This window comes from Bellilinea sp. (assembly GCF_034432615.1).
In the GTDB taxonomy this organism is placed as follows: Bacteria; Chloroflexota; Anaerolineae; order Anaerolineales; family Anaerolineaceae; genus Bellilinea.
This window is the reverse complement of sequence record NZ_DAOUBL010000237.1, coordinates 1-23,473: the sequence shown is the minus strand read 5'-3', so window position 1 is coordinate 23,473 and position 23,473 is coordinate 1. Positions and strand designations below refer to the sequence as shown.

Sequence of the window (23,473 nt, the reverse complement as noted above, 5' to 3'; positions counted from 1 at the left end):
TGAGTGGGGAAGGCGGGACTTGAACCCGCACGCCTTTCGGCACATGATCCTAAGTCATGCCTGTCTGCCAGTTCCAGCACTTCCCCACGAGTTTGCGCGCCCAATTATACCACCTAACACGTCACAGGAGTATAACGCCGGGTTAGCTTATCAAAAATTTTGAATTTGAATTTTTATTCTATCTCCAAAACCGGGCTGGTATAATAGCGCCAATCTTTCTATCATCGAGGAGCGCTATGAGCCGATTAATAAACCCGGAGAGCGCCGGAAAGCAACGAACTCAGTTAACCAAAGGGGTTGTTTTAGCGATCCGGGAATTGATGAAACAGGAACAGGCTGATGAAAATACGCGGGATTTGGCGGCGTTTATTGGCCTGGCTTTGATTGAAATTGGCGAAACCATTGATGTTTCGGTACAGGCCTGGGAAAAGCGGGGCTATTGGGTCAAAGCTGAGCGGTTTCGCATGGAATGGGAGTGGGTTAATCAGCTTGGGCGGGGAATGCTGGAGGCATTAAGGACAGAGGATTGGAATCAAGTTGCGATGTTTTCGGTGCGGATTGCCCAAAAACTGCAAAAAGTTCAAGTTGCCGAACGCAATCGAATCGGTCAACCGTGGGTTGGCGCCTGGCAGCGATTACTGCAAAATCAGAAATAAACAAAAAGGACCGGGCAGTAGATTACCATGCCCAGCCCTTTATTGTTCCGATCAATCTGATTTACTTTTTCTTGAGGATGATACGGGCATCCACAACTTTCAATCCCTTACCCATCTCATAGACCAGCACGGGGTTAGCGTCCGATTCACTGACCTCATCTGCCAGATCGAGGATCATGGTGGAGTACTGGCAGATTACATCCGCCAGCGCATGCCGGTCACGCGGAGCTTCGCCGCGCACACCAGCAATGATAGGCGCGCCGCGAATCTCGTCCAACATGCGTAATGCCTGACTGGAAGTTACCGGTGCAACGCGGAACGTAACATCCTTGAGCACTTCCACAAAAATACCGCCCAGACCAAACATCATGGTTGGGCCGAAGGTGGGATCGTTCACTGACCCAAGGATGACCTCTGTTCCCCAGGGTGCCATCTCCTGCACGGCGATTCCATGAATGTTGGCGGTTGCCTTGTATTCTTTGGCATTTTTCATGATGACTTTGAAGGCTTCGCGAACGCCGGCATCGTCTTTGATATTGACCCGTACACCACCCGCATCGGATTTATGCAGGATGTCAGGGGAGACGATTTTCATAACAACCGGGTAACCGATTTCGCGAGCCAGTGCCACGGCTTCATCTTCGTTGCGCGCCAGCCGGGTGGGTGTTACGGGCAGGCCGTAGCATTCGAATACTTCTTTGGCCTCGATCTCGGTCAGTGAGTCGCGCCCTTCGCTGCGGGCTTTGTTGATGATTTTCAAGGCACGTTCACGATCCTGAGCCAGACAGGGCATGGCTTCTTCTCTTACGATTTCTTTCATGCGCGCATATTCCCGCAGAGCAGCAATGGCGTTGACTGCCAGATCCGGTGCGCCATAAGCTGGAATCCCATTTTCAACCAGCCAGCGCATGGCTTCTTCCGATTTTTCCCCGCCAACAAAGGAAACTGTGACCGGTTTATCGGTCACGCCAGAATCGACAATCGCTTTCTTGATGCCCTTGGCAATCTCCAGCGGATCGGTCATGGCGGTTTCACAATAGAGCACCACCAGACCATCCACCCATGGATGGGCAAAAGCAAAGCGGATAGAAGCCTGATACCATTCTGTGCCAGCCATACCGGTCAGGTCAACCGGATTTTTAGCAGAACCAAATTCAGGCATGTGTTTCTTTAATTCAGCCTGCACATCTGCCGGTGCGAATTTCAGCGGCACGCCCGATTTTTCGGCCGCATCGGTTGCCAAAACGCCTACACCGCCGCCATTGGTGATCACCAATAAGTTGTCGCCTTTCATGGGCGGCTGAAGAGAAAGAGACAGAGTGCGGTTGAACAGGTCGTTCAGGTCGGTTGCCTGTACTACACCGGCTTGCTGGAAAGCCGCGCCATAAACTTTAGCGGCACCGGCGAGCGAACCGGTATGAGAAGCGGCGGCAGCAGCGCCATGAGCCGAAACACCTGCTTTGAGAGCGATGATGGGTTTGCTGGCGTTGCGAGCTGCTTCGATGAACCGTCGTCCATCTTTGAACCCTTCAATATACAGAGAAATACAGGAGGTGTTCGGGTCGCCGTTCAACCAGGTGATCAGGTCCGCAAAGTCCACATCGGACATATTACCGATGGAAATGAGCTTATCAAAGCCAACCCGGCGAATGTAACTGGCTGCATCAATAGCAATTAACAACGCCCCAGATTGAGATACCAGCGAAGCCTTGCCTTCCAGCGGCAGGAAGGGAGCAAACGAGCCGTTCATCTTATCGGAATTTGAGAGCACACCAACAATGTTCGGCCCGAGAACGCGAATGCCATAACTGTGGGCTTTTTCAACCAGTTCCCGCTCCAGTTCTTTTAAACCTACTTCGCTGAAGCCGGAGGTGATCACAATCATGCCCTTTGCACCTTTAGATCCCAGCTCATCAATGGTGGAAATGACCGCCTTTGCCGGGATGGTGATAATGGCAGCGTCAATATTTTCAGGGATATCACGAATGGTGGGATATACTTTTAAGCCCAGAATTTCGGTTGCGGATGGATTAACAGGATAAATTTTCCCCTGATAGCCGCCTTCGAGCAAATTTTTCAAAACTGTGTACCCAATTTTACCGGGGGTTGCAGATGCACCCACCACCGCAATTTTATCTGGCCTGAGCAGGCCGTCCAGAGCTTTTTGATCCACGAGTGTGCCTCCTGAAAGAATATGATGATAGATTCGAATTCTGTCGCCTTCGCTAAAAGGATAAAATGGCAAAGGTCAGAATATTGCAAGGTTGTCTGTCAAACTGTTATAAGGATACCGCATTTGTCACGAATTTTGAGTTAACAAAAATCCCTTTTTTGAAGTATTTTCATCATTATTTGTTGGGTGATTAAGCATTGTAAACCTGTGGGTTGGCACAAAAAGCGAGACGCTCCCCGCGCAAGCCGGCAATGAGATTATCCACTGCGATCATCGCCATTTTTTGCCGGGTATGGGCGCTTGCGCTGGCAATGTGAGGGGTAAGGATCAGGTTTGGAAATTTCAACAGAGGATGATCACCTGGAATGGGTTCGGGGTCAAAGACATCCAATGCTGCGGCGGCAAGTTTTTTCGACTCAAGCGCCCAAAGAAGTGCCTCATGATCCACCAAACCACCGCGCGCGGTGTTAATGAAGATGCTGCCATCTTTCATCCGGGCAAATCGCTGACGGTTGATGAGGTGATGCAATTCAGCGGTGTAGTAGGTGTGCAGACTGATGAAATCCGATTCCTGAAGCAGCGTATCCAGATCGCGGTATTCCACTCCAAGATCTTTCTCAGCCTGCTCATCTCGTTTTGGATCATTGTAGAGGACTCTCATTGAAAAGCCGAGGGCACGGCGGGCAAGCGCTTTTCCAATTCGACCAAAACCGATAATACCCAATGTGGCGCCATATACATCCACACCGGTGAGTACATCCGGTCCCCATGCCCGCCAAATTCCTTGATGAACTTCCCGGTCAGCTTCGACCACACGCCGTGCAGCGGCCATCAGCAGAGCCCAGGCAAAATCGGCGGTGGTCTCTGTCAAAACACCGGGGGTGTGACCCACCGGAATCCCTTGTCGAGTGGCTGCCTCAATGTCAATGTTATCAAATCCCACTGCCATTTGACTGATTACTTTGAGGCGGGAAGCATGATTAATCACAGCTGCGGTGATTGGATCGGTCAACATGGTCAACAGTCCCTCTATACCTTCAACTTTTTCCACAATGACCTCCGGCGGAGGTGGATTCTCCGCCGGCCAGATTTCCACTTCCGCATACTCAGATAATTTTTTTACAGCAGGTTCATAAATCGAACGGGTTAGCCATACACGTGGTTTATTCATCAGCCTGTTTCTCCAGGGCCAGTTGTATTAGAGTTTGAATGTGTGGTGCAATTTCAGATGGATCAGGGTGTAGTCCTTCCATCAACAAAGCGTTTTCATAGAGTAATTCAATGGTTGTATTGAGAAGCGGCGCAGCAACTGGTAATTGGAGTAAGGACTTTATAATCGGGTGTTGAAGGTTGAGTTCGATGATTGGTTTGGGAGGCTCAAAGCTTTGATTGAGCAGCCGGAAAACCTTTTGCATTTCAGGTTGCATGGCACCCTGCGGGATAACCAGGCGGAGCGGGGCCTGCAACGGGTGAGTTGAAAGGCGCACAGCGCTAACTCGTTCACCCAGTACATTCTTAAAGCGTTGAACAATCTCCTCGCCATTTTGGTCGGTTGCAGATGATGTTGGAGATTCGCCAGGGCTTTCCTTGGGCAATTTCAAATCTTCGCCAGCTGCGTTGACCAGCTCATGCCCGTTATAGCGCGGGATGCGCAGGAGGACAAATGGATCGAGAGGATCGGTCATGAACAGGACATCCAATCCACGGCTGCGGAAGATTTCCAGATGCGGGCTGGTTTCGAGACTTTTTTGATGATCGCCGATTAGATAATAGATGCAGGTCTGACTGGCTGGCGATTTAAGCAGATAATCCTCCAGTGAAATCCACTCCTCGGGGTGATTGAGGGAGTGGTAGCGCAGCAGCGGTTGTAGGGCGATAGCCAGTTCGTCATCGGTGGCGATTGCTTCGCGGATGCTGCGTCCGTGGGTGAGCCAAAAGCGGCTATATTCTTCCGGCTTATCCTTTGCCAGAGTCTTGAGGGTATCTATAATTTTGTTCGTCAAAATTCGCTTGATTTGCGCCATGACCCGGTTGGATTGGATCGACTCGCGGGATACGTTGAGGGGTAAATCCTCCGAGTCCACCACCCCATCTACAAAGTGAAGGAAGGCAGGCGGTAAGAGGTCCTTGGAGTATTCCTGGATCAGCACTTTTCTGGCATAGAGTTTCAATCCCTCTTCTTTCCTCAGACCAAACGGGTTGCGCTCTGCGCTGGCGGCAATGTAGAGCAGGGCATACAGCTGCACTGGCGCGTCAATGGAGAGATGAATTTTATGCAACGGTTGCTGAAAATCGAGGGTGAACTGGCGGTAAAAGTCCCGATATTCTTCTTCGCTAACCTGATGAGGCGGCTGCCTCCATAAAGAAGTGCGGCGGTTGGCGGGTTCTTTATCGCTGCCAATATAAATGGGAAAAGGGATGTAATCCGAGTGTTTCTTAATGATCTGGCGGATACGGTGTTCGTCACAAAACTCAGCGGCATCTTCTTTCAGGTAAATTTTTACGGTTGTTCCTCGTTCTTTCTTTTCGGAAGGTTCAATCGTGAAGGTGTCCTCACCATAAGAAACCCAGCGCGCCGGGGTATCCTCAGGGCGGTAGGAGCGAGAGTTGACTTCAATTTTCTCTGCTACCATGAAGGCGGAATAAAAACCAACCCCAAATTGACCGATGATGTCGTTTATTTTAGCCTCTTCTTTTTGAAGCGCTTCTAAAAAGGCTTTTGCGCCAGAATGAGCAATCGTACCGAGGTTTTGTGCCAGTTCATCTGCATTCATGCCAATTCCGCTATCGCGGATGATCAGCTCTCTTTGCTGGGGGGTGGTTTCGATCCAGATGGCTAACTCAGTTTCGGGGTCAATGATTTCGCGGTTGGTCAGCGATTCGAAATGTAAGCGGGTCAGAGCATCCGAAGCGTTGGAAATCAGCTCCCGCAAAAAAACTTCCCTGTCGGTATAAAGCGAGTGGATGAGGATGTTCAATAACTGACGAGTTTCGGCTTTGAAAGGTATCGGTTGTCCATGAACTTCTGAAAGCGGTTGAGACATCTTTCGTCCTCCGTAAAATATTCCGAATTTGACGACACCATATTAATCGAATTTTGTTAGATTTTTATCAAAATTCGAGTTTGCGAGAAGTGCAAAAAAAATTTACCTGCTAACCGGCTTTTTTACCGTATAACACCATATTTTGCCTGACAATCAAGTAAGGCACTTTCAAGCTTCCCATCTCCGGAAGGAGAGGATTGGAAATCTCTACATCGTATAGCGAGGTAAATGCCTCGCGGGTAACGTCCAGATATTTTCTCACCGACGAAAGCGCTGAAAGGCGCAGATGTCCTTCAAATCGAAAAGTGTCCACCCAAAGAGTGACCGGTTCCATGACCCGATTTGGCTCGGTGGGGTCGAAGTCGGGTGGTTCCTGATGGGGAGGTATGAGATGATAGGCAAGGATCTGAGTGACAAAGATACTCAATTCGGGATGGGAAATCGGTTTCAGTTTCGCCCCTGCAGTGGGAATTAATATTTTTGCATTGAAAAGTGTCAAAACTTCAGGAGCAACATTCGTTCTCAACCAAGTGCTGACCCGAATGGCTTCTTTGACGACTGCCTCTCCCCAGATCAATCTGCCGGGGATATACACCATCAATGGAATGACTTTTTCATCGGCTGCAGGAGTAAGGGTGATTTTTTCTGAGGCGTTCATCAGGTCCTCCGGCAGATCTAAACCCTGACTGAATAGCGCTCTTTGATGGCCGGGATGAGATATTCGTTGAAAGCCCGTTCCTTATCATATTCTGGAGACCAGTTCCAGTCCTTTCGGGCGGCATTGTCATCCACATCCGCCGGCCATGAATCCACAATAGCCTGCCGGCTGGGGTGTGGATTGAAGGTAACCTGGGCTTTTGGAAAAGCCTTGATCACAATCTCATAAATTTCCTGAGCGGTGAGGCTGAAACTGGTTACATTGTATACCAGATGCTTCAGATTTTCTTTGGGGGCGCTTTCCAGCATTAACAGCGAACGAACCGCATCGGGCATTGCCATGAATGGTAAACAGGTGTCCGGGCGAACAAAACAGGTATATGGAATTCCCTGAGCAGCATGGTGCAGCATCTCCGGGCCATAATCGCTAGTGCCGCCGGTTGGAATTGTATCTGCACTGATTAAGCCGGGAAAACGAATACAGCGAAAATCAATGGTGTTGGGGGTATGATCGGCTGCCAGCTGGCGGTAATAACGGGTGTAGTACCGGCCAAGATGTTCGCAATACAGTTTGTTGCAGCCGTACATTGTGGTCGGTTCAAGCCACATCCACTCTTTAATTTTTCCGGCGCTGTGTTTGGTTTCTAAATCGGGTAAACCGTAGGCGGCGATGGAAGATGGGTACAGAAATTTGACCGGTCTGCCCTGCCATGCCGACTGTTCTACTGCCAGTCGTAAGAGATTAAGCGTGCCTTCCACATTGACGCGGTGAGCAGCTTCAGGATTGTATTCTGCTTTGGTGGATAGGATGGAAGCCAAATGATAAATGGTGCGGATTTCGAACTCAGCCACCAGTCTGCCGAGCAACATGCCGTCCAGAATATCACCCTGAATAGCACGCAGGCAGTAAGGTCGCAGGGATTCATCCAGCGGCTGAACATCCAAAGCAACAATATCCACTTTGCCTTCTCTGCCAAGATGAGTGATCAAGCCATGACCGATTTCACCGTTCGCGCCGGTGATTAAAACCACTTCTTTGCGCATGGGATTCTCGCTTTCTCCGGGAAGGGATTGGATGGGATAGAAACTGGCAAATTGATCAAAAGACTGAAAGGTTATTCTTCAGTCACATCTTAATTGTATCGGTTAAGTTCAACCTGTCACCTTACAAACGTCATCATTTTCAACTGCAAGGGGTTAGTCAGCTGTTTTGGCATGTAATTTTTGCAATGCCAGTCGTTCTTTTTCTTCGTGTATCACGGAAAGCTGTTGTTTGATTTCGTCCCACTGTTTTCCGGCCAGGGGATACCAACGCATCGTCAGCCAGCTGATGGTCAACAGGATTGCCGGAATCAGCATCCATGCCAGTAATATGCCGTTTTCCGCCTGTGGAGATTGCAGCCCTTTGGTTAAGAGAGGGTCATAGCCATTTGCCTGCAAAATCCACAAGAATGCTGCCTGAGCAAGGCTGATGGCCGGTTTGGTGACCAGACTATTAATGCCGGCATACATTCCTTCGCGGCGCAGTCCGGTGCGCTGTTCGTCATAATCAATGACATCCCCATTCATAATCGGGATGAGGTACATTCCACCGGCAAAACCGACACCAATCAGGAAAAATCCGATTACGGCTGGAATCAGCAACTTACCGCCAAGCAGCATGATTAAGCAACCTGCCGCAAATGCTGCCAGCCAAACTCTCACACAGGTTTTCACTCCCCACGGATCGCGCTTGCGGATCCAGAACCAAATGCCAAACACAATCCCGGCTGCCAGTCCGAGATAAAGCGGCAGGGGTGTCATCATGATTTCATCGAAGTAATAGGCAACCCCCTGCATCAGGCTGGTTTGAATGTAAATGACCGTAAAACTGACGACCAGAAAGATAACGAAAGCGAAATTCAAAAAACTCTCTTTGAGAGATTTCAGGAAGGGAAACTGCTCTTCCTGTTGGGTAAACACTTTTTCTTCATAAAAGAAGGTACTGAGGAACACAATCAACCCAAGGAAAATGGCCATGCCCATCAGAAGAATACGATAGTTGGTGGGGTCATCTCCCGGTCCGGGTTGAATTGCAGCAATGACAAAAGGCAGAACATTTGGAAAGATCATGAAGATAATCTTCCAGATAAAAATACTGCTGCGGGCTTTGTTGGAAACCGCCATTTCATAGGGCATGATGTAGATGCTGGTGGCAATGGCGGTGTAAAGAATATCGTAAACAAACAAGCCGATCAGCAATTGAAAAAACATGACTCCCTGCGAGGTGGGTAGATCCAGCCACAGGAAGATGAATCCGAGGGTCAGTATAGGTGCGCCGTAGCGGATGTAAGGTCGCCGCCGCCCCAGTTTAGATTTGGTACGATCGCTGATAAACCCGAACAAAGGGTCATTCACGGCGTTCCAGATGCCGAAAAGCAACCAGACAAGGCCGGCAAGATTCGGGTCGAGACCGCGCACACGTGTAAAGTAATAGGTTAGAGCCCCTCCGCCAACAATGGTTTGCAGCATTGCAACGGATGAATCGGCCAACGAAATCCAAATGCGACTTTTCCAGGGGATTCGTTCTTCAATAGTTGTGGTTTCCATCCAGTGACTCCGTTCGATCTGATGTTGAGTTTGAAAAAAAACAGGGTTTCGAAGAATTTCCGAAACCCTGTCTAGACTCTTTCAAGGAATTTCAAGACTCCCCGTCAGGAAATCAGGCGCTGGCATTTTGCTTGCGGAACCACGTGCGCCATTCTTTGTTTTCCCACACAACCAAAATAGGCGCAGCCACAAAGATCGAAGAGTACGTCCCGCTGAACAGACCGACCAGCAAGATGATCGCAAATTCCCGCAGGGTTACACCACCAAACAATGCCAGTGCAAGCAGCATAAACTCCACCGTCATTAACTGGGTATTGATTGAGCGCTGCAGAGTTTGAACAATGGAGTGGTTGGCCAGTTTTTCGAAGGGCAGTTTGCGTAAAAAGGAACTGTTTTCACGGATGCGGTCAAACACCACGATTTTGTCCTGTGTAGAAAAACCAATCACCGTCAACAGGGCGGTCAGGAATAAGGAGTCCATCTGCCAACCCCACAAAACTGATCCAATACCGGTAATGCTGAAAACCACCAGGATATCATGAATCATGGCGATGATAGCGCACACCCCATAGCGAAAGGCATGAGGAATGCCGCGGAAGGCGTAGGTGATGTAAAGAACTACCGCCAGAGCAGCCACGGCAACGGCCAGAGCAGCCCGGTTGGTGACCTGGGCAGCAATGACCGGACCAACGCTGTCAAAGCGGTTAACGGTAATTTGCTCAACCCCAAATCTTTCTTCCATTGTATTGACAACTTTGATCTTTGCCTCTTCATCCATGAAAGGAGAGCGGATGACCAGAATATCACGCTGACCGGACGGACCGGCTGCGGTTTGAACCTGAACTTCGCGAAAACCCAATTCATTATAAATTTGTACCACTTCCTCGGTAGGAGGCAAGTTGGTTGTCGGGAACTGGAGCTCAAGAATGGTGCCGCCGCTGAAGTCAATCGCCAGCGGCAAGCCATTGATGGCTAAAATGATCAAGCCGGGCAAAATCACCAGCAGAGAAAGAGCAAAGAAGTAGTAGCGTTTTCCAAGAATGTCTAACATCGTGGTTGCCTCTATATTCCGAATAATTCGGGGCGTTTTTCAGGTTCCTTGATGGATTCAAGGAACAGGCCCAACAATGTGCGAGTGACAAACAAAGCCGTGAAAAGGCTGACTGCTACTCCCAGCGCCAGTGTGAGGGCGAAACCCTTGACAAAACTGGCGCCGAAGGCCGAGCCGAACCAGAACAGGATACCACTGGTGATGAGCGCAGCAATGTTTGAATCGCGGATGGAGGGCCAGGCGCGCCGCCAGCCGAGATCAATGGCCTGTCGAATAGTTCGTCCGTTACGCAGTTCTTCTTTCAAGCGTTCAAAGATGAGAATATTGGCATCCAGTGCTGCACCGGTGCTGAGCAGGAAACCGGCAATACCCGGCAGGGTAAGCGTAACCGGGATGATTTTGAAAATTGCAAAGGTCACCAAGGCGTAGAAAACCAGCGCCAAATCAGCCACCAAACCGGGCACGCGGTAGTAAATTGCCATGAATAACATGACTATGGAGAAGCCGATTAGACCGGCGATCAGGGATTTTTCCAGTGAATCCTGACCCAGGGTAGGCCCGATGACACGAATCTGTTCGATATTCAGCGGAATTGGCAGCGAACCATAGCGCAATTGAACCGCCAGCGAATTGGCGCTTTCGGCAGTGAAACCACCCCGAATGACGCCCTGACCATCCTTGATCGGTTGTTCAATAACCGGTGAAGAGATAACCTTTTTGTCCAGAACAATGGTCAGATATTTGCCAACATTTTGGGTTGTCCATTCTTCAAAAATTTTACCGGCATCCGGATTGAATTCAATGGCAACTTCATACTCATTGAGCTGACCGCGGACAACACCAACCGATTTTAAGTCCTTGCCGGTAAGGATGGTATGGTAGCGAATTTTGCCATTTTCCTCGGTGGGTTCGGTGACCGGTTCTGCCAGCCCAAAGTCGGTTAAAATCTCGGTGCCGGGTGGTAATGGGGTATTCCCCGTGTCCACAAATTCCAGCTGCCCAACCTGACGAATGGGATTGATGACCTCTTCGGCGTCCGTAGCGCCGGGAAATTCACCAACGATGATTCGCTCACCAGCTGTCTGGAAAACCACTTCACTGACACCCAGCGCATTGGAGCGATTTTCCAGAATAGTGGCTGCATCCTGCAGGTTTTGCTGGGTCACGGCGATTTCCGGGGGGACGCTCAAAATTACCTGCATTCCACCGCGCAGGTCCAAGCCAAGCACCGCTTCCAGTTTTTTCTCGAAAGAACCGATTTTAATTCCCGGGTTGTTTGGTAAATCTACCCAGACCGCCAGAGCAAAAATTAGAATGATGAGGATCAAATTGACAAGACGACGATTCATTAATGCCAGGCCTCCGATTCATGCAAATGCCAGCGCTCCGCTGGCGATGGGGGAGATTATACTCCCATTGGTGCAGGTTTGGTAGGGACACGGCTTACTTCAATGAGCGATTTTGGAATTTTTACTTGACAGTTCTTAATGGGTGAAGGTACAATAGGGCGGCTTTTTGAATTGGAAATTTGCCGAAAACTGGCTAGTGAAGATAGGAGTAACGGAATGGTACCACTTCCAAAGCGGAAACTTTCAAAAGGACGGCGGGACCGGCGGCGAGCGCACGACGCTCTGCAAAACGCCAATCTGGTGCAATGCAGCCAGTGTGGTGAGATGCGCCTGCCGCATACAGTTTGCCCCAATTGCGGTTATTATCAGGGTCGTGAAATTATCAGTATGGAAAAGGCCGAGAAAAAGAAGTAAGTCGAAGCCTGATTAACGAATATGAGAAAAGGCTGCCGAAACGGGCAGCCTTTTTCTGCTTATTAGAGCGCCCAGGCAAGCATAAACCCGATGATAGCCAACAGCAAACCAAGATGCAGGAACAAGTTACTCTCCACCAGCCAGCCAGCCGCGACAAATTGCAAAATAAAATTGACCAGAATCAAGACCAGGCCAATCAACGGCAGCAACCCTTTACGGTTAGCAAGGAAAGAAGAAACCTTATCCAGAAAATGCGAGAGACTTTCTAGCATGCTGAATATTAAACCTCGTTTTTTGCCGGGGTGGGGCGCTTCATATATGGACGGTAGGCAGTCAGTAAACGACCCGGTAAAGAGCCTTTGATTTTAATATACTCCCCAAAAGGCTGACTCTCTTCCACTTTTCCGAACTCATGGAACTGGGCAATCAGTTGACCTTCCCGATAGGGGATGTACACTGTGATGGGAGCAAAGTTTTCAAACAGAATATTCTCGACTTCGCGCAGTAAATTGGGCAGACCCTCCCCGGTTTTTGCGGAAATTGCTACCGAGCTGGTGAATCGACTCAAAGCGTTCCGGATGAATTCGGCATCTGAAAGGCGGTCCACTTTATTGAGGGCTGTAATGGTGGGGATATCCTCGCAGCCAATATCCAGAAGGGTCTGTTGAACGGCTTTCCATTGTTCCCATGCATTGGGATGAGTGACATCCAGCACATGAACCAACAGGTCGGCTTCGGTAATTTCTTCCAGCGTTGCCCGAAAAGCGGCAATTAACTGGGTGGGTAATTTTTGGATGAAACCAACCGTATCCGTGAAAAGCACGGTGTGTCCGCCAGGCAATTCCACACGCCTGGTGGTCGGGTCGAGTGTGGCGAACAACTGATCGGCAACATAGACATCCGCCCCGGCGAGCGTGTTCAGCAGGGTGGACTTGCCGGCATTGGTGTAGCCCACCAGGGCTACAATGGGAATATTGGAGCGGCGGCGCTGCTCGCGATACCGCTGGCGGTGAGCGCGTACTTTTTCCAATTCTTCCTTGAGGCGGGCAATGCGTCGGCGGATTTCGCGTCGGTCAACTTCCAGCTGGGTTTCACCGGGGCCACGCAGACCAACTCCGCCGCTTGAGCCGGTTCGGCCCCCACCACCGCCGGCCTGACGGGCAAGGTGTGTCCACGCTCTGGTCAGGCGCGGCAGACGGTATTCATAATAAGCCAGTTCGACCTGTAAGATACCCTCACGGGTGTTAGCGTGACGTGCGAAAATATCCAGTATCAACGCTGTTCGGTCAATAACTCGCACCTGATCACCAAAACGCTCTTCCAGTTCTCGCTGGTGGCGGGGAGAAAGTTCAATGTCGAAGATGACCAGGTCGGCTTGAGTTTCCTCCACCAGCATTTTGATTTCTTCAACTTTACCCGAACCAATAAAAGTATCCGGATTCGGTTTTTCCAACCGTTGGGTAATTTCACCCAGGATTTCCACATCGGCGGTCTGAGCCAGCAAAGCCAGCTCTGCCAGGGAGTCTTCTAATGGAAGTAAGCCCGGTTCGCCGGTCAAATCAACTCCGACAAGGATGGCGCGTTCACGCGGCGGTTGGGTTGGCTCAGCAATTTTTTTTGACATTCAGGTAGTTTTTTCTCTTTCTACTTTCTTAACCAGTTTTTGATCCGTTCAACGGCTTCTTTCAAGCGATCGGTGGAAACACCCAGAGATATGCGGATGTATCCCTCGCCGTATTTACCGTAAACGACACCCGGTGTAACGCTAACACCGACTTCTTCTAATAACTGAGAACAAAAGGCAGTGCTATCGGTATAACCTTGAGGAAGGTGAGCCCAAATATAGATTGCTGCGGGAGGCGTCTCTACGCGGAAACCGGCTTCGCGTAAGCCATGCAGGGCAATATCCCGCCGGTGTTGGTAGATTTGATTGCGTTCCTCCAGCCAGGACTGATCTCCGGTGAGGGCAAGGATGCCGGCCTGTAAAATCGCCTCAAAGTGAGATGAATCCACCTGACTTTTGTAGGTGTGCAAGTAGCGGATTACCTCTGAGTTACCAACAGCCATGCCTAATCGCCAGCCTGCCATGTTGTAGGTTTTTGATAACGAATTGAACTCAATAGCGACCTCTTTGGCACCCGCTACCTGCAAGATACTGGGCGCTTTATAGCCATCGTAGCAGATATCCACATAGGGCGCATCGTGGGCGATTAATATCTGATACTTTTTAGCGATTTCAACGGCTTTTTCAAAGAAAGCAAGCGGCGCAACGGCACCGGTGGGGTTGTTGGGGTAGTTCAGCCACATCAATCGAGCTTGTTCCAACACCCATTCGGGGATGGCATCCAGATCAGGGAGATAATGGTTTTCATGGAGCAGAGGCATGGGATAAATCTGCCCTCCGGCGATCAATGTGCTGGACTGATAGACCGGATAGCCAGGGTTGGGCACCAGTACAATCTCGCCCGGGTTGATACATACCTGGCTGAGGTTGAAAATCCCTTCTTTTGACCCAAGGAGAGCTATGGTTTCTTTTTGCGGGTCCAAATCTACTTGAAAACGGTTGGCATAGTAGGCCGCAATCGCTCTGCGGAAGGCAAGCGTGCCTCCGTTGGGAGTATAGCCGTGAGCATCCGGGCGGCGGGCGGTTGAGATTAAAGCATCTGTAATAAAATCTGCTGGGGGGAGATCGGGTGATCCCATATCAATCCGGATCACGTCCATGCCAAGCGCTTTAAGCTCCGTGATTTTTTGGCTCAGGCTGGCGAAATAATAGGGCTTGAACGATGCAATTCGCTCTGCCGGGCGGGAAATGGACTTATTCTGATTCATAGGCACCAGTCTTGGTTGAGGGGGTTAATAAAGAGGCAAATAAACGCGCGGTTTTCATATCCGGTGGTTCAAGGTGATGTGGTACGAGTATGTGGAAGGTTGAACCCGGGCATTTTTCTTCATCATAGCCATTGGATTCAACCCAAATCGCACCACCGTGCGCTTCAATAATTCCTTTGGCAATATGTAATCCCAAGCCGGGTCCACCGCCTTTAAATTTGGTTTTTCCGCTGGAATGGAGTGCAACATTGCCAATGCGGGAAAATTTTTCAAAAATGATTAACTGATCTTCTGCATCAATCCCGATTCCTTCATCGGTAATGGATACTTCAATAAATCCCGGTAATTTTCGTCCATTGATGGTAATTGTGCCGTGATCGGGAGTAAATTTTATGGCATTAACCAACACATTCCGAAAAACCTGTAAAAGTCTTTCGGGATCTGCAAAGGTTAATTCATCAACGCCGGGAAAGGATTGGATGATGAGGGTTTGATGGCGTTCTTGCAGAGCGGATTGTAATTCGGCTTGAAGCAGTTGCAGCAGCCGATTGATCCATACGGGTTGGATGTTTAAGCTCAGCAAGCGGTTATCAATCAAAGAAACATCAATCATGTCATCAATGATTGTACGCAGCCGGCGTGCGCCATTGGAAATGCCATCTACCATGGTGAGGTAGTGGTTTATGCCGTTTTGCTGCTCAAGCATTTCGCGAAGCATGGCGGTATAACCCTCGATCAGCGTAAGAGGAGTTTTTAATTCATGCGCGGCAACCGCAATGAAGTCGGATTTGCTCTTGTCCAGTTTTTCCAGATTCTGACGGGTTTGCTCCAGCTGAGCGGTCAGGTGACTGACTTTGGCTTCCATCTCCAGTTGCGCGCTTTTTTCAATGATGTAATGAAAAATCGGCAGCAAGGTGGTGATCATCAACAGCGCTTGATGATCGTCGAGGACTTCCTGACAGGTTTCGATGGTAATTTGCTGGAGCAAGATCGTGAATTTCAATACGCTGCTGGCACTCACTTCTAAATCGGTGAGGGTTAATGAGAGCGACCAATCGGTGAGGATGGGGTCCAGCCATGCGGGATCGCCGGTTTCAAGAGCCTGCTCAAGTTTGGTGAAAAAAGACTCAGCCTGTATCCGCAGGTCTTCGCGCAAACCCGCTCCGCGGGCCATGGATTGAACAACGCGGTTAACCCAGATGGGTTGAATGGTTCTCAAAAGTTCGACTTCGCTCATTAGGTTAAGTTTATGCTATTTTCTGATTTTTATCCAAGTGTTATTCGTAAGTGGTTAACCAGCGGTGAATCGTTTCTCCAACGATTCCTAAACTTTCTGCCGAAACTTTGTCAAGGGTATCCTGACGGGTATGCCAGTAGGGATAATCAAAGTCAATGACATCAACTGCCGGAAACCCTCTCTCCAAAAAAGGTGTGTGATCATCGAGAATACTGTATTTATACTGCGGGATAAAATACTTTTCAAAGCCCAATTCACGGGCAGTTTCCCAAATTTGACCGGAGAGTTGAGGATTTGAGTTCCTTTCGAGATATATGTTTAAATCGGCATCCCCGATCATATCCAGAATCACCACAGCAGCGGGGTTGATAGGAATTTCTTCGACAAAAGCACTTGAACCCAGAATCCAATCCCAGCCGCTAATGTTACCCTGGTCCTCAGCATCAAAAAATACCAGCCAGATTTCCACCGGAAGATTGCTTGGCAGACTGCGGGCAAGTTCCAGGAGGACGGCAACACCCGAAGCGCCATCGTTTGCACCGGGAACGGGTTGAGAGCGCTGAGAAGAATCCTCATCCTGATCACTGTAGAAACGCGAATCGAAGTGAGCCCCAATGATGATCTGTTTCCCACCAGGATTGGGACGCCTGGCAATCACATTTGTAATGGGGTGTCCCAGGCGTTGGGTTTGGTGTAATTCTACCTGCCAGCCGGCATTTTGGGTTTGTTCAGCAATATATTCGATGGTCTGTTGATGGGCCGTGCTGCCGGGAGTACGCGGTCCAAAGGACAATTGCACTTCCACATCTTTGAAGGCGCGGTTTTTATTGAAGCGGTAAACCGTTGAAGGATTACCCCCAAAGTGGGTGCTGATGAACAACCCCAAAGTTAACAATAGTATCAATAAGCCGAGAGAGAAGAGGGGAGATTTTTTCATGGGTTTATTGGTGTTTTAACCCCACATTCTTCAAAAAAGATTCCTAAATCCCGCAGCGAGCGCTCAACATGCGCCTGGGCGCGGGCACGCTTACCTTTGACTGATTCTGACAGTTCGGGCAGTATGCCAAAATTGGCTTTCATTGGCTGAAAATCTTTCATGGATGCGTGGGTAACATAATGACACAGTGCACCCAGCATGGTGGTGCGGGGCAGAGTGAAGGGCGGTTGTCCTTCAGCCAGTCGGGCCGCGTTGATGCCAGCCAGCAGGCCAGTAGCGATATTGCCCATGTAACCTTCCACTCCTGTAATTTGTCCGGCAAAGAAAAGCGTTTCCCGCTGACGGGTTTGCAAGGTGGGATGGAGCAATAATGGCGATGCGATGAAAGTATTTCGGTGCATTTGCCCGTAGCGAACAAATTCGGCGTTTTGCAGGCCGGGAATCATGCGGAAAACCCGTTTCTGTTCTGGAAAAGTGAGGTTGGTTTGAAACCCTACCATATTGTAGAGGGTGGCTGTCAGGTTATCCTGTCTAAGTTGTACAACAGCAAATGGGCGTTTGCCAGTGCGCGGGTCTTTCAGACCTACCGGCCGCATGGGGCCGTAAGCCAGCGCCAGATCACCGCGTTGGGCAAGAATTTCAACAGGCAGACAGCCTTCAAAGAAGCGGTCCATTCCAGCGCGGACGCCGGTTTCGATATCCTTTTCGAACTCGCGCAGGGGAATCCGTTGGGCAGCACGCAGGGCATCCAGAAAGGCAAAATATTCGTCTCGGGTTAGAGGGCAATTAATATAATCTCCTTCGTCTTCTTCACCAATCCCATAACGTGAGGCTTTAAAAGCAATCGAAAAATCAATCGAGTCGACGTGGATGATAGGGGCAATAGCATCGTAAAAATAAAGGCGATTTTCACCGCTAAGACTCTGGATGGCATCAGCCAGAGCAGGGGATGTAAGAGGGCCGCTGGCAATGATCACAATACCTTCTGGAATGGTGGTTACTTCCTGACGGATAAGATGAATACGTGGATGGCTGGTGATGCGCTCGGTGACAAATCGGGCAAAGGCTTCGCGGTCAACCGCCAATGCTCCGCCAGCCGGCAAGGCGGTTGCTTCGGCACATCGGAGCAGTAAGGAGCCAAACTGACGAATCTCTTCTTTCAGCAAGCCGGAAGCGCGGTCAACCAGATTGGAACCCAGCGAATTGGAACAGACCAGTTCTGCCAGAAAACCGGTGACATGTGCCCCCGTCGGGATTTCCGGCCTCATTTCATAGAGAAAGACCTCGCAGCCCAATTCGGCTGCCTGCCAGGCAGCTTCACTGCCAGCCAATCCACCACCAATAACGGTAATCTGTTTCATTCTACGCTTCCAAAAGCAAATTCTACCACGCTTGAAGCAAATTGCTCTGGCATAAAACTTGCACCATTTGCACTTGATCAGTATACTCTTCTAAGGGAGCAGGGAGAAATCATGTTTCAAATCCAGAGTCCCAGTATCCGAACGGTAACCACCGCACATCTGACGCAAACAATGACCCTCCTGAACCAGACGGTGGGGGAACTTTACCAGCAAATTCAGCAGGAATTGACCAACCCGGCGTTGGAACTGGTGGAAGAACGCCGCTGTCCAACCTGTCATCGGGTGCTGCCCGGGCAGGGTGAATGCCCGGTTTGCAGTCGTCCGATGAGTATGCAGGCGGATGAGCCGGTAGTTTTTGTTTCGCCACGTGAAGAGTTTTACTCCTCTGGCGGGTCAAGTGCAGATTTGATTGCCGATGAACCAGTTTCTCCCATTGTAGAAGAGTTACCTGTTTATATTTTGCGTCAGATTGCGGTTGAGTTGGAAGGAGAGGAACGCCGCATTGCGGCATTTTTCTTAACCCACTTAGATGAGGATGGTTTCTTAACCATCGCACCGGTCGAAATTGCACAATATTTTCACGTTCCACTATCCAGGGTGATGCGCATCAAGCAACTCATCCAACGGGCTGAGCCGGTAGGTGTTGGTTCTGCCAATCCGCAGGAAGCCCTATTGGTTCAACTGGATGTTTTGGATGAAAGCAAACCCACTCCGCAATTAGCCCGCCGAATTATTGCAGAAGCGATGGAAATGTTAACCCATCGTCAATATGCCGAAATTGCCCGAAAATTGAATGTATCTCAGCATCAGGTTCACGAAACAGTACGTTTCATTGGGGAAAACTTAAATCCATTTCCTGCGCGGGCACATTGGGGGGATGTCAGAAATCCTTCACCCAAGGCCGGCGAGGTGTACTACCACCCGGATATCATCATCAGTTATTTGAACAATTCACCCGAGAATCCATTGGTTGTTGAGATTATTTTGCCGATTCGCGGGTATTTGAGAGTCAATCCTCTCTTTCGTCAAGCTGCACGCCTCGCCAATGAGGAAACCCGTTTGGGGATGAAAAATGATCTGGAACGTGCGGCATTGTTTGTAAAATGCTTGCAGCAGAGAAACTTTACCATGCAGCGTTTGTTGCAAAGGGTGGTCAGTATTCAACGGGAATTTATCATCTACGGCGATCGTTATATTAAACCCCTGACCCGCGCTTCGCTTGCTGAGGAACTGGGTGTCCATGAATCTACAATTTCACGGGCGGTTTCGAATAAAACCGTTCAACTGCCCAATAAAAAAATCATTCCACTGGCAAATTTCTTCGACCGCAGTCTAAATGTGCGAACGGCATTACGAGAAATCATTTCGAAAGAAAAAAATCCATTGAGCGATTCTCAACTGGCTTGTATGCTTGCCCAACAAGGTTATGAAGTTGCCCGCCGCACAGTTGCCAAGTATCGGGCAATGGAAGGCATCCTCCCTGCCCATTTACGCAGGCTCAATCAGGTTTAGGTATGAGAGATGTAATCAGTCGTCCAATTCAGGCGTTATTTGGTAACAAGATTAATAAGGTTGAAACTATCGGGGCAATTCAAAATTTACTGGAATTGATCTCTGAACCGGCGCTGGTATATGACCCGGAGGGTAACCGTATCCTTCTGGCAAACAGTGCGTTTCTGGTGCTTTCGGCCTACTCCATGCAAGAGATTATCAACGAGAAATTAGAGTCTCTTTTGGAAAATCCCGATTTGGAAGAGATTTTAACGGCAGAAAGTGCTATGGGTTTATTAAAAACCCGCAATCGGTTGAACATCCCGGTGGAAATCCGAAAAAGTGTTTTGGATCAACCAACCGGATATCTGGTTCTAAAGATAGTCTCGCAGAGCGATCTTCAATTTCTGAGCGGTAGCTGGCAAAAGAGATTACTGACGACATTCCAGCAAATCCCCCGGATTGTCGAAAATTCATCGGATGATTGGCTCCTTACAATCCAAAAATTATTGGATATCTTGAGAAATTTGTTTGAAACCAATCTGATTTGTATCTATCATGCCAGTGCAGAGTTCCCCGAGTTAAGAAAGTTAATCAGCCTTGAAGAATTAACTCTCTTCCCCGATACCTTACCTTCCACCGACCTGATTCGATTACCCACACCGCAGTTATGGACCCCGGGAAAGCGGATGACCACTCATTTACATCGTTCTGCAAGGATCGCCGGTGTTGGCTATGTTGCCAGTGTTGCCATTGGAGGAGAAAATGCTTTGGAGGGGCTGATCGTAGTGGGTGGAATGGAACCTCAGCCCCCGCCCTTTTTACTGGAAACTATTGAAGTTCTGGCAGTTTATATTTCTCAAGTGTTCAGTCGTTCAGTATTGGAGGAAAACCTGAGAAGAGAATCAGCGCGGAGAGAATTTGCGCTTCAGTTGTACTCTTCAGTGTATGAAGAAGTTCAAGAAGGGGTCATGGTTGTTGACCCGGAATCGGTGATTATCGAAATCAACCCGGCTGCAGAATTTTTATTTGGTTACACACGCAGCGAGGTTCAGGGAGAGCGCATAGAAAACATTCTAATCACGCCCGACCGGTTTTTACCGGCACTTGCGAATGTAATCTCGACCAAAGTATCCTCTCTGCTGGAAAATATTACCCTGCATCGCCGAAATGGGCAAACCTTCGCAGCAGATGTGAAAATTCTTCCGATTCAAGACAAGGGTCAATTGACGGGGGCTGCTATTCTGGTGCGGGATATCAGCGAACATGAGCAAATTCTGGCTCAGTCTCGCCAGTTAGAACAACGGGCATTTTTGGGGGAATTTATGGGCGTTTTTGCCCACGAAGTGCTTAACCCAATTAACAATATTTCAACCGGCTTACAAATTCTTTCGCGCCGATTGGCGAGTGAAAATTCCCTTCAGGACCTGATCAAGCGGATGGAAAGCGATTGTGAGCGGCTGCATCACCAAATGGAAGCCTTGAAGAGCTACGCAAAACCTTATGAACCCAAACAAGAATTGGTGGACATTCCCCAATTAATCAAGCGTATTCTGAATCGCTGGCGTCCCCGCATGGAGCGATTGAACATCAAGCATATCTATCAGCCGGCTGAAAAATTACCGCCGGTTAAGGGCGACTGGCGGGCATTGGATCAGGTTTTCAATAACCTGATCAGCAATGCGATTGACGCCATGAGGGATAATGGCGGCATTCTAAGCGTGCGGGTCAGCCTTTCAACGCTTGTATCCAGTCATCCTCATCTTGAAGTTGCTATCTCGGATAATGGCCCCGGTATTCCGGATGATATTCGCGAAAAAATCTTTGAACCTTTTGTCACCACAAAAGCCAGCGGTACAGGCTTGGGATTATCCATTACAAAACGCATTGTAACTGCCCATCGAGGAAGCATTACATTCAATAGCTACCCCGGTGGTACCGTATTCCGTATTTTTCTACCTGCCTGCGAGGAAGCATAATCATGTCGATAACCATTCTTGTTGTTGATGACGAAGCCAATGCAAGGAAAAATATCTCCGATTACTTAACTCCGCTGGGGTATGAAGTGATCGGGGTACCAACGCTGAATGATGCCCGCACCTGCCTGCAACGGGGAAATGGTGATGTGGTTCTTTTGGATGTATCGCTCCCGGATGGTTATGGGCCAAGCCTGCTGTACGAGATGCAGAATATGCCCTATCGTCCGCCGATCATCATCATCACAGCCCATGGGGATATTGATATGGCTGTGGATGCGATGAAAAACGGTGCCCATGATTTTCTGACCAAACCTATTCAACTAACCCAGCTGGAAAATTCCATCGTCCGCGCCTGTGAAATTGTGCAGATGCGAAGGGAACTGGCTCACCTGCGTCAGAGTCAAAAACAAAGTATTTCTTTTGTGGTCGGCAAGACTCCATCCATGGAGTCGCTGCTGAGTCAGGCACAGAAAGCTGCCCAGGCTCAGGTTTCGGTTTTAATTACCGGAGAGACTGGTTCGGGCAAAGAGGTGCTTGCTCGTTTTATTCACAGCACAGGGCCGCGTTCCAATAAACCGTTTATTGCCATTAATTGCGCTGCAATTCAACCCACCGTGCTTGAGTCAGAATTATTTGGTTACGAAGCGGGGGCATTTACCAGCGCTGAACGACGTAAAAATGGTTTGATGGAAGTGGCAGATGGCGGAATTTTATTTTTGGATGAGATTTCTTCTATGCCGCTGGATATTCAGGCTAAATTACTGCGGGCAATTGAGGAGCACTCTTTCCGGCGGGTGGGTGGCACAAATTTGATTCAGGTGGATGTTCAGGTATTGGCAGCCTCCAATCGTAATTTGAAAGAAATGATTCAGGAGGGCAGTTTCCGGCAGGATTTGTATTACCGCCTGAAAGTGGTTGATTTACATTTGCCCCCCCTTCGCGATAGAAAAATGGATATTCCTGAATTGGTGGGGTTTTTCATCCGTCAATACAAAGCAAAACTGGGGGTGAACGTGGATGATATTACCCCGCGGGCGATGCAGGCGCTCATGGCTTACGATTGGCCCGGAAATATCCGTGAATTGAGTCATGCGATTGAACGCGCCATGCTATTTTGCGAAGGCCGAGCCATTGACCTGCCGGATTTACCGGCGGACATCTCCCGCCTGAACGGATAAATTGCGTCTGGCACAATTCTTGCATCATACCCTTCCAGCAGAGATTCATGGGAGGAAGGGTATGATGATTTTTGAAATGACCAGAAATGACTTTTTGTTGACCACGGCTGGGGTTGCTTTGGCACTTGGCGTTGTCATGTGGTTGATCGGCGTGATTGTGCTGGTCAGTCGGGTATTGGGTGGAGAAATCAAGCGTATCGCCGAACAGACTGCTCGTTTGGCTCAAAAAGGAATAGCCGAAGAGGTTGCCGGTTTGATTGGTAACGCTTCCGGGCTGATCGAATCGCTCAATCAATTAGTTCGCACGACAGCCGGTATCGGCGTGTTTCTAATCATTGCTGGGATGTTGATGATTGCAGCTGCCTTTGGGCTTGCATTTCAAATCCAGTAATCTTACTCCCCGCCTTCTCCAAACCCCAAAAAAAGGAGCCCCTATGCCTTCAGCAGATCTCCTTGAATTTTTAAGAACCAGCCTGCCCGTGGAAGATGTACTGGTCGTTTTTTCGGCTTTGAAAAGAGACCATC

20 protein-coding genes and 1 tRNA gene are annotated in these 23,473 nt (G+C 49.3%); 6 read left to right on the top strand and 15 right to left on the bottom strand.

Annotated elements, in window-relative coordinates; all coding sequences use genetic code 11:
* Nucleotides 1-4: 4 nt before the first annotated feature.
* Nucleotides 5-86: transfer RNA gene (locus VAE48_RS10335), tRNA-Leu, on the bottom strand.
* A gap of 150 nt (nucleotides 87-236) precedes the next feature.
* On the opposite strand from VAE48_RS10335, the gene VAE48_RS10330 reads away from it, so the two are divergent.
* Nucleotides 237-656 carry a hypothetical protein gene (locus VAE48_RS10330; protein ID WP_322793246.1) on the top strand — a complete coding sequence of 140 codons (420 nt, stop codon included), beginning with the start codon at nucleotides 237-239 and terminating at the stop codon, nucleotides 654-656.
* Between the two features lie 61 nt (nucleotides 657-717).
* On the opposite strand, the gene VAE48_RS10325 is transcribed toward VAE48_RS10330, so the two are convergent.
* The 8 genes from VAE48_RS10325 to secD form a co-directional block, all read right to left on the bottom strand.
* Nucleotides 718-2,829, bottom strand: a complete 2,112-nt coding sequence (locus VAE48_RS10325; RefSeq protein WP_322793245.1) for an acetate--CoA ligase family protein — start codon at nucleotides 2,827-2,829, stop codon at nucleotides 718-720.
* 190 nt (nucleotides 2,830-3,019) lie between these two features.
* On the bottom strand, nucleotides 3,020-4,000 hold the full coding sequence (locus VAE48_RS10320; protein WP_322793244.1) for a D-glycerate dehydrogenase: 981 nt from the start codon (nucleotides 3,998-4,000) through the stop codon (nucleotides 3,020-3,022).
* Nucleotides 3,993-5,873 carry a molecular chaperone HtpG gene (gene htpG / locus VAE48_RS10315; protein ID WP_322793243.1) on the bottom strand — a complete coding sequence of 627 codons (1,881 nt, stop codon included), beginning with the start codon at nucleotides 5,871-5,873 and terminating at the stop codon, nucleotides 3,993-3,995. Before htpG ends, VAE48_RS10320 begins: the two co-directional genes overlap by 8 nt.
* A 109-nt stretch (nucleotides 5,874-5,982) precedes the next feature.
* Nucleotides 5,983-6,531, bottom strand: coding sequence for a hypothetical protein (locus VAE48_RS10310; RefSeq protein ID WP_322793242.1), 549 nt, complete (start codon nucleotides 6,529-6,531; stop codon nucleotides 5,983-5,985).
* Nucleotides 6,532-6,548: 17 nt separating this feature from the next.
* Nucleotides 6,549-7,574 (bottom strand): NAD-dependent epimerase/dehydratase family protein, encoded by a 1,026-nt coding sequence (locus VAE48_RS10305; RefSeq protein WP_322793241.1) that lies wholly within the window; start codon nucleotides 7,572-7,574, stop codon nucleotides 6,549-6,551.
* Between the two features lie 153 nt (nucleotides 7,575-7,727).
* Nucleotides 7,728-9,119, bottom strand: a complete 1,392-nt coding sequence (locus VAE48_RS10300) for an MFS transporter (RefSeq protein ID WP_322793240.1) — start codon at nucleotides 9,117-9,119, stop codon at nucleotides 7,728-7,730.
* Nucleotides 9,120-9,231: 112 nt separating this feature from the next.
* On the bottom strand, nucleotides 9,232-10,170 hold the full coding sequence (gene secF, locus VAE48_RS10295) for a protein translocase subunit SecF (RefSeq protein ID WP_322793239.1): 939 nt from the start codon (nucleotides 10,168-10,170) through the stop codon (nucleotides 9,232-9,234).
* A gap of 11 nt (nucleotides 10,171-10,181) precedes the next feature.
* Complete coding sequence (gene secD / locus VAE48_RS10290) at nucleotides 10,182-11,519, bottom strand: protein translocase subunit SecD (RefSeq protein ID WP_322793238.1); 1,338 nt, start codon at nucleotides 11,517-11,519, stop codon at nucleotides 10,182-10,184.
* A 216-nt stretch (nucleotides 11,520-11,735) separates the two neighbouring features.
* On the opposite strand from secD, the gene rpmF reads away from it, so the two are divergent.
* On the top strand, nucleotides 11,736-11,933 hold the full coding sequence (rpmF, locus tag VAE48_RS10285) for a 50S ribosomal protein L32 (protein WP_322793237.1): 198 nt from the start codon (nucleotides 11,736-11,738) through the stop codon (nucleotides 11,931-11,933).
* Between the two features lie 62 nt (nucleotides 11,934-11,995).
* On the opposite strand, the gene VAE48_RS10280 is transcribed toward rpmF, so the two are convergent.
* The 6 genes from VAE48_RS10280 to trmFO are packed head-to-tail and all read right to left on the bottom strand — an operon-like array spanning nucleotide 11,996 to nucleotide 18,300.
* Nucleotides 11,996-12,205 (bottom strand): hypothetical protein, encoded by a 210-nt coding sequence (locus VAE48_RS10280; RefSeq protein WP_322793236.1) that lies wholly within the window; start codon nucleotides 12,203-12,205, stop codon nucleotides 11,996-11,998.
* An 8-nt stretch (nucleotides 12,206-12,213) separates the two neighbouring features.
* Complete coding sequence (gene hflX / locus VAE48_RS10275) at nucleotides 12,214-13,557, bottom strand: GTPase HflX (protein ID WP_322793235.1); 1,344 nt, start codon at nucleotides 13,555-13,557, stop codon at nucleotides 12,214-12,216.
* A gap of 20 nt (nucleotides 13,558-13,577) precedes the next feature.
* On the bottom strand, nucleotides 13,578-14,765 hold the full coding sequence (locus VAE48_RS10270) for an LL-diaminopimelate aminotransferase (protein ID WP_322793234.1): 1,188 nt from the start codon (nucleotides 14,763-14,765) through the stop codon (nucleotides 13,578-13,580).
* Nucleotides 14,752-16,002 (bottom strand): HAMP domain-containing sensor histidine kinase, encoded by a 1,251-nt coding sequence (locus VAE48_RS10265; RefSeq protein WP_322793233.1) that lies wholly within the window; start codon nucleotides 16,000-16,002, stop codon nucleotides 14,752-14,754. The genes VAE48_RS10270 and VAE48_RS10265 overlap by 14 nt, the downstream gene beginning before the upstream one ends.
* A gap of 40 nt (nucleotides 16,003-16,042) precedes the next feature.
* Nucleotides 16,043-16,939, bottom strand: a complete 897-nt coding sequence (locus VAE48_RS10260; protein WP_322793232.1) for a M28 family peptidase — start codon at nucleotides 16,937-16,939, stop codon at nucleotides 16,043-16,045.
* Nucleotides 16,936-18,300, bottom strand: coding sequence for a methylenetetrahydrofolate--tRNA-(uracil(54)-C(5))-methyltransferase (FADH(2)-oxidizing) TrmFO (trmFO, locus tag VAE48_RS10255; RefSeq protein WP_322793231.1), 1,365 nt, complete (start codon nucleotides 18,298-18,300; stop codon nucleotides 16,936-16,938). Before trmFO ends, VAE48_RS10260 begins: the two co-directional genes overlap by 4 nt.
* A gap of 111 nt (nucleotides 18,301-18,411) precedes the next feature.
* On the opposite strand from trmFO, the gene VAE48_RS10250 reads away from it, so the two are divergent.
* The 4 genes from VAE48_RS10250 to VAE48_RS10235 all read left to right on the top strand — a co-directional run bounded on the left by VAE48_RS10250 (nucleotide 18,412) and on the right by VAE48_RS10235 (nucleotide 23,339).
* Nucleotides 18,412-19,812, top strand: coding sequence for a hypothetical protein (locus tag VAE48_RS10250; protein WP_322793230.1), 1,401 nt, complete (start codon nucleotides 18,412-18,414; stop codon nucleotides 19,810-19,812).
* A gap of 2 nt (nucleotides 19,813-19,814) precedes the next feature.
* Nucleotides 19,815-21,770 carry a two-component system sensor histidine kinase NtrB gene (locus VAE48_RS10245; RefSeq protein ID WP_322793229.1) on the top strand — a complete coding sequence of 652 codons (1,956 nt, stop codon included), beginning with the start codon at nucleotides 19,815-19,817 and terminating at the stop codon, nucleotides 21,768-21,770.
* Between the two features lie 2 nt (nucleotides 21,771-21,772).
* Entirely contained in the window at nucleotides 21,773-22,948 is a 1,176-nt protein-coding gene (locus VAE48_RS10240) for a sigma-54 dependent transcriptional regulator (RefSeq protein ID WP_322793228.1), read from the top strand.
* A 61-nt stretch (nucleotides 22,949-23,009) separates the two neighbouring features.
* A complete protein-coding gene (locus tag VAE48_RS10235; protein ID WP_322793227.1) occupies nucleotides 23,010-23,339 on the top strand; it encodes a hypothetical protein in 330 nt (109 codons plus the stop codon).
* Nucleotides 23,340-23,473 lie beyond the last annotated feature (134 nt).